Raw genomic sequence first — 16279 nt, forward strand, 5'->3', positions numbered from 1 at the left:
TGCGACCGACTACAGCGGTTTGTTAACTTCCATCTTTTACCATTTTAAGGCAGCGTTGATAAACCTTATCAGAAATACTCAAATAAAGGTGCGTATCTTTTATGTGAATTTCTCTTCTCTTGGCCATCCATTCCCTGAAACAGCTTCCGACTTCAATCTGTGACCACTGAAAGAAAACAGACCTTCGCCCAAAAAGAAAAAAGGGGCGTTTAATCAAAATGCCGTCTTCGAGACAATATACAGTCATTGAGTTCCAGTAATCACTTTCAGTTGATTCTTTATAAGTTGGGCAATTTTTCCAGAAGAATACCATTTCAATGGAATGTTGATCTCCGTTGACTTCAGGGATGTTTGCACCTCTAGAAACAAACTCGTTCCAGAGTGGATTTTTGTATTCCACATACATTACGTAAGTGAAAAAAAGTAGAAAGGCTATGGCTATTAAAATGTCAATCATGATGGAAGTTAACACCCAAATAAGGGGCGCAAACATGGCGGCTATAATCGGAGCGAAGCGACACAGCCGCCATGTTTGTGTCCCAGCGAGCGAAGCGAGTGACTTAATTTGTTTGTTAGCTGCCAATATGCCAAACCGCACGCGAAAGGTAAAATAAGTGCATTGTGGCCAGCAGCGGAAGAAATACCATTATATAACTGTAAAAAGCCCCTTCGAAGAGTGGAATTATTGATAATAAAGCCACTATCCCCACCGCGGTGAATAAAAATAACTTGGACCTTTTTAAAAATACTTTAGTTGGTTCAAAAATATGCAAAACCAAACTAATAATAGCGAATAGCCCCAAAAAGCCAAAGACCGGTAGCGCAAGAACAGGCAGCAACCAAAACGAACCGTTGAAAGCCTCAGAAAATACCACAGGCACCAGAATTAAAGACATAGCCAGCAATATGGTCAAAGGGCCAAAGCAAACGACAGTTTCAACAATTATTAGTAGTCTAAATAAAGGGCTCATTGGCTGCTAACACCCGCATAACGGGAAAAAATACGTAGGCTACAATACTAAGCGAAGCGCAAGGAGCCTACGTGTTTTTGTCCCAAGGAGCGCCAGCGACTGAGTTAATGCGTTTGTTAGTTGCCGTAAATTCAATAAGCGTGCTAACATTTGTGTGTACATTTCATAAGGAGTTTACCATGGATACCCGTATTCAGTTTAGAGTAGATGAAGAAACTAAACGGCTAGCTCAGATAATGGCCGAAAGCCAAGGACGCACTTTAAGTGACGCTTGTAGAGAGCTTACGGAAGAGCTCGCTGAACAGCAACGAAAAATAATTACTCATGATCAGTGGCTTACTGAAGAGGTTAATGCTGCGTTCAGTAAATTAGAGAGTGGGCAAAGCAAGTTTGTCAGTCATGAAGAAGCGAACTTGGACATGGAAGCTCGAAAAATGAAAATTAGGAATAAAGCCAAAAAATGATCTTATGGGAAAAAAGTTCGTTGGACGATCGTGAGGCTATTTTCGAGTTTTTATACGAATTTAACCCATTAGCAGCAGAAAAAACTGATGATATAATTGAGAAGAAAGTTGAAAACCTGAACCAGCAACCTCGTATGGGAGTGGAGAGAGAGGGTATACCGGGAAGACTGTTAATAATTCCAGAGGTTTCAATGATTGTTTCATATTTCATAAAAGACGACATTATTCACATTCTTCGAGTTTTACACCAAAAGCAAAAATTTCCTGTAGGCAACTAACTTTTAAATAAGGGGCGCAGACATGTGGGCGAAAATGGCGAAGCCGCCCACATGTTTGCGTCCCAGTGACCGAAGGGAACGACTTAATTTTTTTGTTATGTGCGTTCAACATACAACCTCGTGTTTTTTGAGAAAACTACGAAGCACTGAAAAACCAAAAACAAAAAGAAAGCTGTTGTTTCGGTAGCTGATAATTCACTAATTTTTTTGAAGCTCTCTGGTATCTCGATGTTTGAAAAAACTACGAGAAACATAAATACAATGGCACCCATTGAAACTTGTAAAATGACCAATAAGCGCAGCGCAATAAGTACACCACTATATCTTGCACTTATACCAATTACTATTGCGAACAGTATGATAGAGAGGTAAATGCTCGACATGGTTATGAGAGATATGAGTGAGCAGGCAATGTAAATAATGACTAAGATTAATAGAGGTCTTGGTGTTTTTATCTGAGTCACTTGCGAATTCCTTTTCCTTTTAGCACATAACACCTTGTTAAGGGGCGTACTGCGGAAGGCAGCGTTTGCTGCGCAAACGAAGCCTGGAGCGAGTTCAACACTTTGTTATACGCCGACTCACTCAACGATTTTGATCGAAACTTGAGCGCCTTCGGGAAGACCCTCTATTTGTTGCGCTATGTCACCTGACCAGCGAATTAGTTCGTTGATAGGTAGTGATTTAATATTCTCGGGCCCATATGAACCGCCAAGTGGGCTAGGTGTTACTAGATAGAACTTACGGCCTGGTTCAAGGGGACCATGTTCATTTTCCGCGATCTTGATCAATTCATCCATCCTCCAATCGTGAAGGAACTCTTGGTCGGCTGAGAGCTCGTCGAGCTCTCCCCGGGTGTTTGCAACAACTTTGCAATAAAGTTCTTCAGGACAGATTCGCCAATATCGGCCGTCTTCAGCCTTCACCATGAGATTGCCAAATTCGTTTTCCCCAACAATTTGTTCGGGTTCAATTCCAGTCCATCCCCAAGCGTTGCTTACGTCGTCTATGAGCGTCACTTGTTTCTCCGAGGCGTATAACACTAAGCTAAGGGGCAAAAGCGCAATGCGAAAATGGCGAAGCCGCATTGTGTTTTTGTCCCAGCAACCCGCGCAGCGGGTTGCGACTTGAGCGTTTTGTTAGAGTTCTTCAACTGAACCTCAAAGGAGGAGATTCTTCAAGCTCTAAACAATCGAAATAGTTTTTAAAGTCCAATATTTCACGTTTAAAAAACTCGTTGATTATGATGTTCAGCTTTGTGGGAGACTTCATTTTATACTCTTTTTGGTAAATCGAGTTATAAGAGATGAACCATAGCGATTTTGGTACTTTGCACTCAAGACGTATTCTATAATCTTCTTTTGAATCAATTGAAATCTCTATGAAATCATGTGGTGTTTCATGAAATCCGAACATCGATTCGAGTATTGCCAAGTCGGCATCTTCATAAAAGTCTTTTTGATTTTCAATAAACTGGCTCGTTATGTCTTGAGCTTTAGCAGAATCAACATGCTCAATATCTGAAGGGCCATCCACTGAGCATTTGTAAAACATCCTATTCATAAAACCTCGAACTCTAACACCCACATAAGGGGCAGTAATACGTGGGCTAAAATCCGAGCGAAGCGACAGAGCCCACGTGTTACTGTCCCAGGGAGCTTGCGACCGACTTAATGTGATTGTTATATTTCAACCATACTTTGCAATGCGCATTTGTATGCGTATACTTGGTGGTAAAATTAGTTGGAGTGATAAAATGCAAGATTTATATGACGTCCATGCCCCCAAGAAAGCGACAAATCTAAGCTTAAATAGCGACCTATTGCAAAAAGCTCGAATTTTAAAAGTTAACCTGTCTGCGACCTTAGAACAAGCACTTAGAGACAAGCTAAAAAGTATTGAAGCCGAGAAATGGAAAAAAGAAAACAAAGCTGCCATAGCTGCATACAACGAGTTTATTGCTGAGAACGGTTGTATAGGTGATGAGTACAGGAACTTCTAATGGCGCAATTTGATGTTTACAGAAACCCAAGCAAGAAAACTAGCGAAGCTTACCCTTTTCTTGTTGATGTTCAAAACTCTGTAATTGACCAATTGGCAACAAGGCTGGTTGTACCGTTAACAACTAGTAATTCTAAAAACAGTTTTTACATGAACAAGCTGACGCCGGAAATAGAATTCGAAGGCACAACATACTTATTTCTAGCACAACAGCTTAGTTCTATACCCGAAGACGTGCTCAAGGATCGCATTGGTTCGCTGGAGCAATCCAGAGAACTGCTGATAGATGCAATAGACTTCGCTATCACTGGAATATAACGCCCTAATTTGGCGGCACAAACCGTGGGCTATACTGCGAAGCAGAGCCCGCGTGTTTGTGTCCCCAACATTTGATTGTTAGGTGAAAAGCTAACACAACCTATGGCTTGATGAGTAGAGAATTACCGCATTTCTTACATTTCAGCTCTACATCCATGAGAAGCTTAGTGAAAATACCTAATGCTGAAGTGACAAAAAAGGCGATGATTTTATATAGCGCTGATGGTGCAATAAGTATTGCTGAGAAAAAAGCCACAACATAAGCAACGACTAGAATATGCAAAACCGCGTTCCACACGCTCTTTGAAAAAACATATTCAGCTTCACTGTAACAGAGCAAACAACATGCTATATCTTTTTTCTTCAATCCAAAGGTAAACATTCCGGTTTCACCTAACTTTTAAATAAGGGGCGCAGACATGTGGGCGATTATGGCGAAGCCGCCCACATGTTTGCGTCCCAGCCCACGGCAGTGGGCGAACTTAATTTGTTTGTTATATGCAAAAATACAGTCAATTGCTAGTAGTAGGTTGGAGATCGTTTTTTACCACTAGAGCAATTAAAAAAATGAGTGCTACAGGCGGCAATAGTGCAGTGAAGAATGCGATTACCGCTGTAAGAACAGGAGTTTGAGTTTTTCTTTTACCCAAATAGTAACCAAGTACAGCCATTATAACTGCCAGAACAATAACAACTTGGCCGAAGAGTGTTGCATTTATATTCATTGTACAAATTCCTTTTGCATATAACGCCCGCATAACGGGCAAAAATACGTAGGCTACAATTACGAGCGAAGCGAGGGAGCCTACGTGTTTTTGTCCCCAGCGAGCGCAGCGAGTGGTTAATGCGTTTGTTAGCCACTTTTACACCGTGTCACAATAGAAGCAATAACGGCTTTTGATTTAATGTAAGAAAATGGAAGCGGCAGTTCGCAAATACAAAATATAAGAATGCTATGTTGTGTGTATGCAGCATAAAAATTATCGGAAATATGTACGCGGTTTGCAGTACGGGTGGCGGATAAGAACTTCTTGTTATCTTGAACAATATTGAAACCATGCTCTTTTAGAGCTGGTTCTACAGCTTGTTGAAATTGCTCGCGAGTAATTCCTGATATTACTGTTGGGTAATACTGCTTTCTAACAAAGAAATAGCTGACCGCTAGACTTGCAATCAATAGACTGAAAAGAGCGAACTGTTGTTGTATATATGGCTGAAGAAGCTCAGTTGCCAATATACTAATAAGAACAAAAGGCAGGCCGTTGAAAAGCACCTGAAAGGAAACATGAAAATGCCCTAAGGCCCAAGGGGTTTTTAGAGTAAGTTTCTCATCCCTGATTGTTTGTACAACATCCATTCTATACATAAGTGGCTAACTTTTAAATAAGGGGCGCAGACATGTGGGCTAAAATCCGAACGAAGTGAGCAGCCCACATGTTTGCGTCCCAGCCCGCGCAGCGGGCGAACTTGATTTTTTTGTTATGTTTACCTATTGGGTTTAAAAAAACTAACTAAACATAACCGCCTATTTCCAACTCTATACAAAAAGCCAAAACAGCAACAATAGTAATGTAGGGAAGAAAATAAGACCTTTCACAATTTCTTTGTTTCTGCGCTTTTTCCAAAAACGATTCTGTTCGTCTTTTTCCTTTTCTGAAAGCCAATGTTTGCAATGAGGACATTGGTTTCCGAGGTACATTAGAAGCTTGCACTGTGGACATTTAGCCGACGCAACCAATGAGCCGTTCCCCCAAATTGTTGGCTTTTCAAAGCTCATAATTCACCAAAGAACATAACGCCCGCATAACGGGCAAAAATACGTAGGCTACAATTACGAGCGAAGCGAGGGAGCCTACGTGTTTTTGTCCCCAGCGAGCGCAGCGAGTGGTTAATGCGTTTGTTATAAGCCGTATTAAATACAATCTAGTTGCACATAACAACCGGTAACCAAAGCAAAAAATGGCCATAAAAAACAATTAATAAATGCTAAGAAAGCAGAAATCACATGACGTGTATTGGCACTATTTTTTTGCGTAAGCCATGTTAAAAAATGACATACGATAATTGGAACTACAAATACTATTACGCTGAAGCTTATGAGGGCTATTTGCTTTGTCTCTCGCGCGTACATTGATGACGAGGAAAAATATGAGTAGAGAAATCCCAAAAGCACCCCTACTAACGACAAAACGAGTGCCGCCCTGTTTCCGTACCGACTGATTACATAGTAATGAAGTTCAATCCATAAAAATGTACAAACAAATACGCTTAAAAATAATATTGCCAAACTCAAATTCCCTGTGGCTTATAACTTTCCAATAACGGGCGCAGACATGTGGGGCATAATGGCGCAGCCGCCCCGCGTGTATGCGTCCCAGCGAACGAAGTGAGTGAGTTGATTGGGTTGTTAGGTGACATTTTTATATAACCTTGATCTCGCTCTTTATATTTATATGGCTTACACAATAATTTGTGAAGACATTACTAGAATAAATAAAAGTAAAATCCATATGCCAGCATGGTTCCTCTTTTGTAATTGCTTTTCACTTAGAGAACCACGCGAATTTAAGACAAAAACACCAATAAATTCAAAAAGGTCAACACCAATAAAAATAGAGCCAAAAACAGCTTTAATTGCCTTAATGTACGAATAAATAGCGATAGCGCCAACAACTAAAGTTGTTAAAAAGTAGAGCAAAATTAGAATGTCCATTGGCACCTAACACCCAAATAAGGGGCACAAACATGGCGGCTAAAATCGGAACGAAGTGACACAGCCGCCATGTTTGTGTCCCAGCGAGCGAAGCGAGTGACTTAATTTGTTTGTTAGCTGTCTTTTCCCAAACGACCACTTTGCCTTCGAAGCTGCCGTGCCATTGCCTGAGTAGTTGGGTACTTGGGCAAAATCAGCCACAAAACAATATACAAAATAACTGGCAAGGCAAAGAAAAATGAAAATACAAGAAACGCTATTCGAAGCCCCGTTTTACGGAACCCATAATATTGAGAAAGTCCTGAGCATACGCCTGCGATAATGCCGTGCTCTCCCCGCGTGAGAACCGGCAAGTCCCTTTGTTGCATAAAACCTCCTGTTTCATGAAGAAATAAAAAAACAATGTGACTTGTTAAATAAGCTCACAGACTACAAGGCACAAATGACAGCTAACGCCACAATAACCGAGCGGAGTTAAGCGTGGTATTGTGAGCAAAGCGAACCACGCTTAGCGAAGTCCGGTTGATTGTTTTGTTATGCGCTGCACCCTGTATACGGCGAGATACCAAAATACAGATGCCGATACTGCCCCTATAAAACTACAAAACAGTGCCTGAAAAAATAGGTGTATATCTGGGTCTCGGCCGAACGGAGTTAGCCAGTAAACAAAGATAAATCCCGGTATTAATGCTGATGTTATATACCATATTAGTTTAGCTCGATTTAACGTTACCAAAACTAAATGTATGGGAATTGCCCACACTAACAATACAATTGAAGCAACCATTGTTGCTACGCCAGCAACCATAGCTGAAATTGCAAACCCACCAAAATCATTGCCAATTGAATCAATTAACGCGATTGAAAACACCAGCATAAATACTGTAATCAACAGAGCCAAGCTGGATATAACTATATTCTTCATCTCAATTACGCATAACGGCCCGCATAACGGGCAAAAATACGTAGGCTACAATACCAAGCGAAGCGCAGGGAGCCTACGTGTTTTTGTCCCTAGCGAGCGCAGCGAGTGTTAATGCGTTTGTTATGTGACTAACTCCCAAGTTTAATACTACCCATAATTTGGTCAATTGAGTCCTTTATAAGTGACTTTCTCTCGTCGGCAAACACACAGGAGATGAAACATAAATCTTGTTCAAATTCCAGCCGGTAACAATATAGAGTGTATTGTGTTTTCATGAAAAAGAATGCTCTTATATTCAATGCAACCTGTTTTCCGGTGACATTATTAGCGTTCCTATTGGTTTGTAGTGGTGAGATGGCCGGAGCTTCAGAAAGACTGAATGAGAAAGGAAGTTCACGCTCAAAATGAACTATTTCGGAACCGATATAGCTATCCAAGTCTTTCGACTTCTTTTTATGATATATGTCGATACTAAGTTCGGTTCCCTCGCAGTCAAGGTTTATACTTGAGAGTTGCTCATGCCAAGACTCCTCCAAGACTTGTATTCCGCTTGGAAGCTTAAACTTGATTCCGTTTTTGTTAAAAAGGGCTTCCATAATTAATAAGTCACATAACACCCGCATAAAGGGCGATAACACATGGGCTAAAATTAGGAACGAAGTGACGCAGCCCATGTGTTAGCGTCCCAGCGAGCGAAGCGAGTGCCTTGAGTGGTTTGTTATATGCGTACTACCTTACGACTATGATACTTTTTATATCTGTAATTGAGTGGAAGTTTACAGGTTCACCAATGTAACGTATTGAGCCGGTTATTTTAATAGTTTGGCCTACAAACTCAGTGCAGTCTGTTTGTTGGCAATACTCGCTCTGTGTATCAAAAAATATAAAACGCTTACTAGATTTCAAATAATCTTGTTTTGAACCATAAAAGTACATAATTGGATAATGATTCGAAGCTGTCTGCGACATTTTTTCATCTTCAACTGCACTCAAATACCCTGTCAAAACTAGTTCTGAGTTCAGAAACCTGTCATTACCAAAAATTTCATTCAAATTTTGCTCGCCAGCTAATGCAGGTGAAGCTAATAAAAATACAGAAGCAAATAATCTCATAAGCGTATAACTTTTAAATAAGGGGCGCAGACATGTGGGCGATTATGGCGAAGCCGCCCACATGTTTGCGTCCCAGCCCACGGCAGTGGGCGAACTTAATTTGTTTGTTATATGCAAAAATACAGTCAATTGCTAGTAGTAGGTTGGAGATCGTTTTTTACCACTAGAGCAATTAAAAAAATGAGTGCTACAGGCGGCAATAGTGCAGTGAAGAATGCGATTACCGCTGTAAGAACAGGAGTTTGAGTTTTTCTTTTACCCAAATAGTAACCAAGTACAGCCATTATAACTGCCAGAACAATAACAACTTGGCCGAAGAGTGTTGCATTTATATTCATTGTACAAATTCCTTTTGCATATAACACCCAAATAAGGGGCGCAAACATGGCGGCTATAATCGGAGCGAAGCGACACAGCCGCCATGTTTGTGTCCCAGCGAGCGAAGCGAGTGACTTAATTTGTTTGTTAGCTGCCAATATGCCAAACCGCACGCGAAAGGTAAAATAAGTGCATTGTGGCCAGCAGCGGAAGAAATACCATTATATAACTGTAAAAAGCCCCTTCGAAGAGTGGAATTATTGATAATAAAGCCACTATCCCCACCGCGGTGAATAAAAATAACTTGGACCTTTTTAAAAATACTTTAGTTGGTTCAAAAATATGCAAAACCAAACTAATAATAGCGAATAGCCCCAAAAAGCCAAAGACCGGTAGCGCAAGAACAGGCAGCAACCAAAACGAACCGTTGAAAGCCTCAGAAAATACCACAGGCACCAGAATTAAAGACATAGCCAGCAATATGGTCAAAGGGCCAAAGCAAACGACAGTTTCAACAATTATTAGTAGTCTAAATAAAGGGCTCATTGGCTGCTAACACCCACATAAGGGGCAGTAATACGTGGGCTAAAATAGGAGCGAAGCGACAGAGCCCACGTGTTACTGTCCCAGCGAGCCTGCGAGCGGCTTAATGTGTTTGTTATATTTTTAGTTGAAAACTACCTGCTTGGTAACTGCAATACCTTCACAACCGTGAAACCCAAAACTGACTGTTATGAAATGCTTTCTAACCATTTCAGCTCTCACGGAATACCATGCCCTATGAGTATAATTTACTTCACCAGTAAACAGCATTGTATAAAAAGTCGGATCTTCGATGTTATCAACGGATAAAGATATACCATTAAAAGCGTAGCCCTCTAATTCAATGGGAGCTTCTATTGCAACGGTATAGCTCCCATCAAAAAACTCAGTGCTTATTGAAATTTCGTCAGCGAATTTTTGATTCCAGGCAAAGGAATTATCTTCAGTGCTAATGCACGTTGATGAATAAGCTTGAAAAGGAAAAAGCAGAACTAAAAAAATCCATTTCATTTCAGCATTACTCCAAAAAATATAACGCCCAAATAAGGGGCGCGAACGCGGGCGCTATAATGCGAAGCAGCGCCTGTGTTTGCGTCCCAGCCCGCGCCAGCGGGCGACTTAATTTGTTTGTTATAAATGATTTGTGGATAAAGCTGCAAGTAAAAAGAGTGTGGTTTTGAATTTTGTTGGTGATGTTTTTTTAAACCAGCCATGGCGCGCACTGAGCTAAAACGACCTTAAAAAAAGGTTTGTGGTTTCGAGCAACCTACGGTGTAGCAACTATAGAATTGGAAACAACCTTTCACGCACTTGGTCGTAGCCGTTCTTGAATTTTCAGCGAAGATAGGCCGAAAAGAGTACGTTGTTTACGCAGTCGAATGTTTGAGAACTGATGCCGTAAATTGAAAAGTAAAACGTAAATCTACTGACAACTTGAAAAAGAGTTTAAGCCTAAATTTCGCCATGGTTTATAACTTTTAAATAAGGGGCGCGGACATGTGGGCGAAAATGGCGAAGCCGGCCACATGTTTGCGTCCCAGCCCGCGTAGCGGGCGAACTTAATTTGTTTGTTATATGCAAAAATACAGTCAATTGCTAGTAGTAGATTGGACATCGTTTTTTACCACTAGAACAATTAAAAAAATGAGTGCTACAGGCGGTAATAGTGCAGTGAAGAATGCGATTACCGCTGTAAGAACAGGAGTTTGAGTTTTTCTTTTACCCAAATAGTACCCAAGTACAGCCATTATAACTGCCAGAACGATAACAACTTGGCCGAAGAGTGTTGCATTTATATTCATTGTACAAATTCCTTTTGCATATAACACCCCGCTTAGGGGCAATAACACGTGGGCTAAAATTTGGAGCGAAGCGACTGAGCCCACGTGTTATTGTCCCAGGGAGCTTGCGACCGACTACAGCGGTTTGTTAGGTGCGTAGTGCCAATAAAGGGCGGACTGCCATTAATGAAACCGCTAGCGCGTAAAGCCAAATAAAAATGTTAAAAGCAGTATACAGGCTGAAGCCTACCAATATTAGTGAATGTGTAGTTAGATAGACCGATATAATTACTACTGTGTAACTAATGACAAAGATGCATGAGCAAGCAAATTTGGGATAGTCTTCTACCCAACTAGAAAAAAGCAGATAAACGTTGGCAAAAGCGAAAGAAAAAGCCGCATAGACTTTAAAGTGAGTTTTATGCAGCAGGCCAAGAATAATGATGATAAGCGTCAGCAAAACACCAAGAGCAAAAATTGTAACCTTAAGTTCGCTAACAGCTCTTTGAACTGCAACGAATTCAAAAGATCTAGGCCATTTCATTCCATATAGGTCAAACATTCCTTTAGCACCTAACACCCAAATAAGGGGCGTAAACATGGCGGCTATAATCGGAACGAAGTGACACAGCCGCCATGTTTGTGTCCCAGCGAGCGAAGCGAGTGACTTAATTTGTTTGTTATAAGCCGACCCGCTCCCAAGCTAATAGTGATTTCGCTACTGGTTTAAAACCCGCCCGACAATAAAACTGCGAAGCTGAGTCCGTACTTAAAGTGAACTTCTTTACTGCAGTCAACTCAGGCGCATCAAGTAATGCAGTTAACAATGAACTACCTATTCCAGTATTTCGCAGACCATCTGAGGTAAAGAAGTCCATGATGTATGCATGAGTACAATAATCTGTTACTACCCTTGCAAATGCAACCTGACGCCCTTTTGAATAAGCTGCAATACAAAAGGAGTTTTGGATAGTGTTAACCACTGTTTCTAGGGAGCGGTCTTTCGCCCAATAAGACTCTTGAGACAAGAAACGATGAATTAACTCAACATCGAGCTTTGTTTTATCAGATGAGATTTCAATTTCCATAGCTCAGCTCTGGTTAAGGCTTATAACGCCTAAATATGGGGCACAAACAGGCAGGCTATAATGGCGAAGCCGCCTGCCTGTTTGTGTCCCAGCCCGCCTGCGGGCGACATAATTTTTTTGTTATGTGGCACGTTTAAAATAACCTACACAGTAATACAAACTGACCAAAAACAAACTAAGAAGATAACCAAAAGCTACCCGTGGGTAAAGATTGTCCTGTACGCAATGTAGTTGTTGGCGTGGGTTTATTAATTGAGCGCAGTCTATATTTGAGAAAATGGAATAAGCTAAAAATAGACAAGAAGCGAGCAAGGAAAAAACACAAAAGACTATGATTAACCAGCGAATTTGACTAGCAAACCAATAGAATGCAAAAGCGACAGTAACTACAGGAACAGTGTCTGCTAATGCGGGTTTAGGATATTCATAAAAAGATATGCAACCTATGACAAAGAGCATTCCTGCAAACCCAATCCATGTACCCAGAAATTCATAGTTTCTGTCACCCTGAGAATTTTTGAGCTTAAGGCTTACCTTATATCTCTGCATGTTCCTTTGCCACATAACACCCACATAAGGGGCAGTAATACGTGGGCTAAAATCCGAGCGAAGCGACAGAGCCCACGTGTTACTGTCCCAGCGAGCCTGCGAGCGACTTAATGTGATTGTTATGTGCTAACAAAAGTCAACCGAATGATTTTACTGGCTTATTATCAAAATACACTGGAGCAAAGGCGTTTCGCTCATCGCCCGGTTTATAATCCAAAGGCAGCATTCTAATTGTGCCACGATCTTTAAATTTACCAGCTTCAACGGCTTCTATTAGCTGTTCTTCAGTCATAGGGTTAAAGTTGTTAGTGTCGTTAGTGAAATTTACTGAGAAAAATCCCTTTTTCGCACCTCTCTCACCTTTATACGGATGTACTTTCTTCCTATTGTCAAACGCCCAAATTGAAGTCAAAAAGTCTTCTTTCCTTAAAGCCATAAAACCCTCGATATAAAAACTTACTAATAGCACATAACACCCTGCTTAGGGGCGGAAACACATGGGCTAAAATTTAGGAGCGAAGCGACGCAGCCCATGTGTTTGCGTCCCAGCGAGCCTGCGAGCGACTACAGCAGTTTGTTATAACTCAATAGCTGACGATGTAGGAATATTCTTTTCCACGATCATCGTGTGCAATCGCTTTAACACAAATCTTACGAAGAAGTGTCACATAGACTTCAGTTCGGTAATCGATGAGTTTTTCCAATTCTACGCCCAAACTTGAGGCCATTTTGGGCAGCCAATCCAAGTAAAAACCTATAGAACTTTTAACTCGTGTTGAAAGTTCGGGATCTTGCTGCTCTGTAAAAGGTAGCCATTGCACAATTACCTTTCGACCTTGTCGTTGCTCTGCTAACTCGAAAAGATCTTCGAATATAAATTTACCATCAAGGTAGTTACAGCCACCCACAAATGAGTGAGTAAAATTATGAACCAGTGGCTTGAAGTTCTTATATTTCACCGAACTATCCTTGAGTTATAACACCCGCATAAAGGGCGATAACACGTGGGCTAAAATTAGGAACGAAGTGACGCAGCCCACGTGTTAGCGTCCCAGCGAGCTTGCGAGCGATTTAATGCGATTGTTAGATGCCGCAGAGACCAACGTTCGCAGCTTTGCTGCCACCGCCGGTATGAAAACGCTGCAAACTCGAAGTAATAACTGACTTTAAAACAACCTAATACGAAAAGCCAGATGTGAAAAAGCTGCCGGAGAGAAGGGGATGCTGATACGACGGCAAACCGTTGACTGTTACTTTTTAGATGATGTTAAACAGCGCAACGCTTGTAAAGCCTGAAACCAAAAGAGCACAGATGTTCGTGCCGAAACAACATTGCGATGCTGAGAAATGCAAAATACCTGGCTGCTGGCTTTGCGATTTATGAAACACCCAGCGTTGACTTGTCGCAGATAGAAGCGATGCGCCAGACTCTCAATTAGCCCCAGAAGAAGCAACCTAGCGCGGCTAGGCACACAAGAATCAGACAAAAAAACGAAAGACTCGACAGAATCTAACTTCCAAATAAGGGGCGCGGACATGTGGGCGAAAATGGCGAAGCCGCCCACATGTTTGCGTCCCAGCCCGCGCAGCGGGCGACTTAATTTGTTTGTTATAAATGATTTACGGTTAAAGCTGCAAGTAAAAAGAGCGTGGTTTTAGTTTTTGTAGTGATGCATTTTTAAATCAGCCATGGCGCGTGCTGAGCTTAAGCGGCGATAAAAAGAGATTTGCCGCCGAAATTAAGCACTGATGCAGCAACTGTAGAACTGGAAACAGCCTTTCACTTTCCTGGTCGTAGCCGTTCTTGAATTGTCAGCGAAGAGAGGCCGAAAAGAGCGCGTTGTTTACGCAGTCGAATGTTTGAGAACTGATGCCGTAAATTGAAAAATAAAACGTGAATTTACTGACGACTGAAAAAAGCGTTCAAGCCCAAATTTCGCCATGGTTTATAACACCCTGCTTAGGGGCGCAAACACGGCGGCTATAATCGGAACGAAGTGACACAGCCGCCGTGTTTGTGTCCCAGCGAGCCCGCGAGCGGCTACAGCAGATTGTTAGATACCGGAGAAATAAACGAACGCAGCTTTGCTGCCACCGCTAGTTTGAAAATGCGGTCAGCTCAAAACATAAACTGACTTTAAAACAACCTAATACGAAAAGCCAGATGTGAAAAAGCTGCCGGAGAGAAGGGGATGCTGATACAACGGCAAAACGTTGGCTGGTACTTTTAAATGCGGCTGAACAGAGAAGCGCTTTTAAAGCCTGAAACCAAAAGGGCACTGATGTTCGTGCCGAAACAACATAGCGATGCTGAGAAATGCAAAATGCCTGGTTGTTGGCTTTGCGATTTCTGAAACGACGATAGTTGGCTTGTCGCTGACAAAACCGATGCCGTTAAATTATGAATTAGCCCCAGAAGAAACAACCTAGCGCGGCTAGGCGCACAAAGAACCAAACAGAAAAACGAAAGAACTAAACAGAATCTAACACCCAAATAAGGGGCGCAAACATGGCGGTTATAATCGGAGCGAAGCGACACAACCGCCATGTTTGTGTCCCAGCGAGCCCGCGAGCGACTTAATTTTTTTGTTATATTTCATCGCTTGTACAACCTGAATTCACTGGATTCAGCCACTTCACAAAGTCCTTTCAACATGCCGTATAATCTAGCTATGCAACCTGTGAGAGTTTTACTATGTAAATTTTCACGAATAGATACTGTTGAAACAAAGTTATTAATGCGCTGTTCTATCCTTTCATTAGGAAGGTTATGAGCGAGCTTGTTTCTTATTGCATTTAGCTCTTTTATCTGTGCCCAAAGCCATTTGGGCTCTTCATTCGATAGGCACATGCTTTCCGCAATAGTAATACACGATGATGCGTTTATTTGTGATTTTTCAAACGGTTCAGGATTAACTAACCTACTAGTAACGAACCTTCTAATTAATTTCTCTATGAGGAGATGACCTTTTAGAACAATCAACGATGGATCGTGTTCTTCAGAAGGAAGGTGTATAATTAAGTCGTCAATTGCATCTAAGCTTTGTTCGTCTTCTTTTTCCAATAAGTCTTCTAAAAAGGCGATTTCAGTTTTAACGCTGCTCTCTTTATGTTCACCACTATCAGACAGTTTACGTAGCTGTAATAGCTTTGTTCTCAAGTCATCCTTTCTACTCATAACCCTTCCCTGAAATATAACGCTAAGCTTTGGGGCGCTAGCACGTGGGCTAAAATCCGAGCGAAGCGAGCCAGCCCACGTGTTAGCGTCCCAGCGACCGAAGGGAGTGCCAACAGCGTTTTGTTAGGCGTACAAAGGAACGTACGCAGCTTTGCTGCCACCACTAGCCAAATAGACCGCGTATTTAAATAATTGAAATTAAGATAAAACAACCCTGTGCGAAAAGCCAGATGTTAAGGGTAATGCTGGATAAAAGAGCCAGCTTAGAAAGCTGCTGATGTTGAATGATGGCGTTTCGGTTTTGAAAAAAAGCGCGTTGTTAAAGCCGTTGAAACTACCGAAAAAGCCAGCCGTAAAGACAACCTAGCGAAACAACCTTGATGCTGAAATGTCACGTACGAACCCACATTTTAATGCTGTAAGTAAATGACGCCTAACGCCCAACTTTGGGGCACAAATACGTAGGCTAAAATACGGAGCGAAGCGAAGGGAGCCTACGTGTTTGTGTCCCAGCGAACGCAGTGAGCGCCAACAGTTGTT

At 41.6% G+C, this 16279-nt stretch carries 25 protein-coding genes; 4 read left to right on the forward strand and 21 right to left on the reverse strand.

Translation table 11 applies throughout. From position 1 onward, the window contains the following. Positions 1 to 22 precede the first annotated feature (22 nt). Together ACXACM_RS06725 and ACXACM_RS06730 are read right to left on the reverse strand one after the other, a co-directional pair. Positions 23 to 583, reverse strand: a complete 561-nt coding sequence (locus ACXACM_RS06725; RefSeq protein ID WP_474820640.1) for a hypothetical protein — start codon at positions 581 to 583, stop codon at positions 23 to 25. Further along, positions 573 to 971 (reverse strand): hypothetical protein, encoded by a 399-nt coding sequence (locus ACXACM_RS06730; RefSeq protein WP_474807861.1) that lies wholly within the window; start codon positions 969 to 971, stop codon positions 573 to 575. The genes ACXACM_RS06725 and ACXACM_RS06730 overlap by 11 nt, the downstream gene beginning before the upstream one ends. A gap of 179 nt (positions 972 to 1150) precedes the next feature. Here ACXACM_RS06730 and ACXACM_RS06735 point away from each other — a divergent pair, with 179 nt between their 5' ends. Beyond that, the gene (locus ACXACM_RS06735; RefSeq protein ID WP_013783738.1) at positions 1151 to 1435 is read left to right on the forward strand and encodes a type II toxin-antitoxin system TacA family antitoxin; all 285 of its coding nucleotides are present in this window, start codon (positions 1151 to 1153) and stop codon (positions 1433 to 1435) included. After that, positions 1432 to 1713, forward strand: coding sequence for a type II toxin-antitoxin system RelE/ParE family toxin (locus ACXACM_RS06740; RefSeq protein ID WP_474820641.1), 282 nt, complete (start codon positions 1432 to 1434; stop codon positions 1711 to 1713). Before ACXACM_RS06735 ends, ACXACM_RS06740 begins: the two co-directional genes overlap by 4 nt. 581 nt (positions 1714 to 2294) lie before the next feature. On the opposite strand, the gene ACXACM_RS06745 is transcribed toward ACXACM_RS06740, so the two are convergent. Further along, positions 2295 to 2801: a T6SS immunity protein Tdi1 domain-containing protein gene (locus tag ACXACM_RS06745; protein WP_474820642.1), complete on the reverse strand. Its 507-nt coding sequence runs from the start codon at positions 2799 to 2801 to the stop codon at positions 2295 to 2297. Between the two features lie 61 nt (positions 2802 to 2862). Then, entirely contained in the window at positions 2863 to 3276 is a 414-nt protein-coding gene (locus tag ACXACM_RS06750; protein WP_474820644.1) for a hypothetical protein, read from the reverse strand. A 193-nt stretch (positions 3277 to 3469) separates the two neighbouring features. Between ACXACM_RS06750 and ACXACM_RS06755 the strand changes: the two genes are divergently transcribed. Both ACXACM_RS06755 and ACXACM_RS06760 read left to right on the forward strand, forming a co-directional pair. Next, complete coding sequence (locus tag ACXACM_RS06755) at positions 3470 to 3715, forward strand: type II toxin-antitoxin system CcdA family antitoxin (protein WP_474820645.1); 246 nt, start codon at positions 3470 to 3472, stop codon at positions 3713 to 3715. Next, a complete protein-coding gene (locus tag ACXACM_RS06760; RefSeq protein ID WP_474820646.1) occupies positions 3715 to 4032 on the forward strand; it encodes a CcdB family protein in 318 nt (105 codons plus the stop codon). Before ACXACM_RS06755 ends, ACXACM_RS06760 begins: the two co-directional genes overlap by 1 nt. A gap of 100 nt (positions 4033 to 4132) precedes the next feature. On the opposite strand, the gene ACXACM_RS06765 is transcribed toward ACXACM_RS06760, so the two are convergent. From ACXACM_RS06765 to ACXACM_RS06845, 17 genes are all read right to left on the reverse strand, one after another. After that, the gene (locus tag ACXACM_RS06765) at positions 4133 to 4414 is read right to left on the reverse strand and encodes a hypothetical protein (RefSeq protein ID WP_474820648.1); all 282 of its coding nucleotides are present in this window, start codon (positions 4412 to 4414) and stop codon (positions 4133 to 4135) included. Between the two features lie 130 nt (positions 4415 to 4544). Beyond that, on the reverse strand, positions 4545 to 4757 hold the full coding sequence (locus tag ACXACM_RS06770; protein WP_474820649.1) for a hypothetical protein: 213 nt from the start codon (positions 4755 to 4757) through the stop codon (positions 4545 to 4547). Positions 4758 to 4885: 128 nt separating this feature from the next. After that, positions 4886 to 5398 carry a hypothetical protein gene (locus ACXACM_RS06775; protein WP_474820650.1) on the reverse strand — a complete coding sequence of 171 codons (513 nt, stop codon included), beginning with the start codon at positions 5396 to 5398 and terminating at the stop codon, positions 4886 to 4888. A gap of 1092 nt (positions 5399 to 6490) precedes the next feature. Then, positions 6491 to 6745 (reverse strand): hypothetical protein, encoded by a 255-nt coding sequence (locus tag ACXACM_RS06780; RefSeq protein WP_474820652.1) that lies wholly within the window; start codon positions 6743 to 6745, stop codon positions 6491 to 6493. A 113-nt stretch (positions 6746 to 6858) separates the two neighbouring features. Next, positions 6859 to 7113 (reverse strand): PspC domain-containing protein, encoded by a 255-nt coding sequence (locus ACXACM_RS06785; protein ID WP_474820653.1) that lies wholly within the window; start codon positions 7111 to 7113, stop codon positions 6859 to 6861. A gap of 140 nt (positions 7114 to 7253) precedes the next feature. Beyond that, positions 7254 to 7670, reverse strand: a complete 417-nt coding sequence (locus ACXACM_RS06790; protein WP_474820654.1) for a hypothetical protein — start codon at positions 7668 to 7670, stop codon at positions 7254 to 7256. A 729-nt stretch (positions 7671 to 8399) separates the two neighbouring features. Then, positions 8400 to 8783: a hypothetical protein gene (locus ACXACM_RS06795; RefSeq protein WP_474820656.1), complete on the reverse strand. Its 384-nt coding sequence runs from the start codon at positions 8781 to 8783 to the stop codon at positions 8400 to 8402. A gap of 125 nt (positions 8784 to 8908) precedes the next feature. Further along, positions 8909 to 9121: a hypothetical protein gene (locus tag ACXACM_RS06800; RefSeq protein WP_474820649.1), complete on the reverse strand. Its 213-nt coding sequence runs from the start codon at positions 9119 to 9121 to the stop codon at positions 8909 to 8911. A gap of 127 nt (positions 9122 to 9248) precedes the next feature. Beyond that, complete coding sequence (locus ACXACM_RS06805) at positions 9249 to 9647, reverse strand: hypothetical protein (RefSeq protein ID WP_474807861.1); 399 nt, start codon at positions 9645 to 9647, stop codon at positions 9249 to 9251. A gap of 120 nt (positions 9648 to 9767) precedes the next feature. Further along, positions 9768 to 10154, reverse strand: coding sequence for a hypothetical protein (locus tag ACXACM_RS06810; RefSeq protein WP_474820657.1), 387 nt, complete (start codon positions 10152 to 10154; stop codon positions 9768 to 9770). Beyond that, entirely contained in the window at positions 10151 to 10357 is a 207-nt protein-coding gene (locus ACXACM_RS06815) for a hypothetical protein (RefSeq protein ID WP_474820658.1), read from the reverse strand. Before ACXACM_RS06815 ends, ACXACM_RS06810 begins: the two co-directional genes overlap by 4 nt. 375 nt (positions 10358 to 10732) lie before the next feature. Beyond that, positions 10733 to 10945: a hypothetical protein gene (locus tag ACXACM_RS06820; protein WP_474820614.1), complete on the reverse strand. Its 213-nt coding sequence runs from the start codon at positions 10943 to 10945 to the stop codon at positions 10733 to 10735. Between the two features lie 127 nt (positions 10946 to 11072). Then, on the reverse strand, positions 11073 to 11486 hold the full coding sequence (locus ACXACM_RS06825) for a hypothetical protein (protein ID WP_474820660.1): 414 nt from the start codon (positions 11484 to 11486) through the stop codon (positions 11073 to 11075). A gap of 118 nt (positions 11487 to 11604) precedes the next feature. Further along, a complete protein-coding gene (locus ACXACM_RS06830; RefSeq protein WP_474820661.1) occupies positions 11605 to 12012 on the reverse strand; it encodes a GNAT family N-acetyltransferase in 408 nt (135 codons plus the stop codon). Between the two features lie 685 nt (positions 12013 to 12697). Next, the gene (locus tag ACXACM_RS06835) at positions 12698 to 13030 is read right to left on the reverse strand and encodes a hypothetical protein (RefSeq protein ID WP_474820663.1); all 333 of its coding nucleotides are present in this window, start codon (positions 13028 to 13030) and stop codon (positions 12698 to 12700) included. Between the two features lie 115 nt (positions 13031 to 13145). Continuing rightward, a complete protein-coding gene (locus tag ACXACM_RS06840; protein WP_474820664.1) occupies positions 13146 to 13520 on the reverse strand; it encodes a hypothetical protein in 375 nt (124 codons plus the stop codon). Positions 13521 to 15157: 1637 nt separating this feature from the next. Beyond that, entirely contained in the window at positions 15158 to 15739 is a 582-nt protein-coding gene (locus ACXACM_RS06845; protein WP_474820665.1) for a hypothetical protein, read from the reverse strand. Positions 15740 to 16279 lie beyond the last annotated feature (540 nt).

The organism is Alteromonas sp. AWQ4_252 (assembly GCF_056158205.1).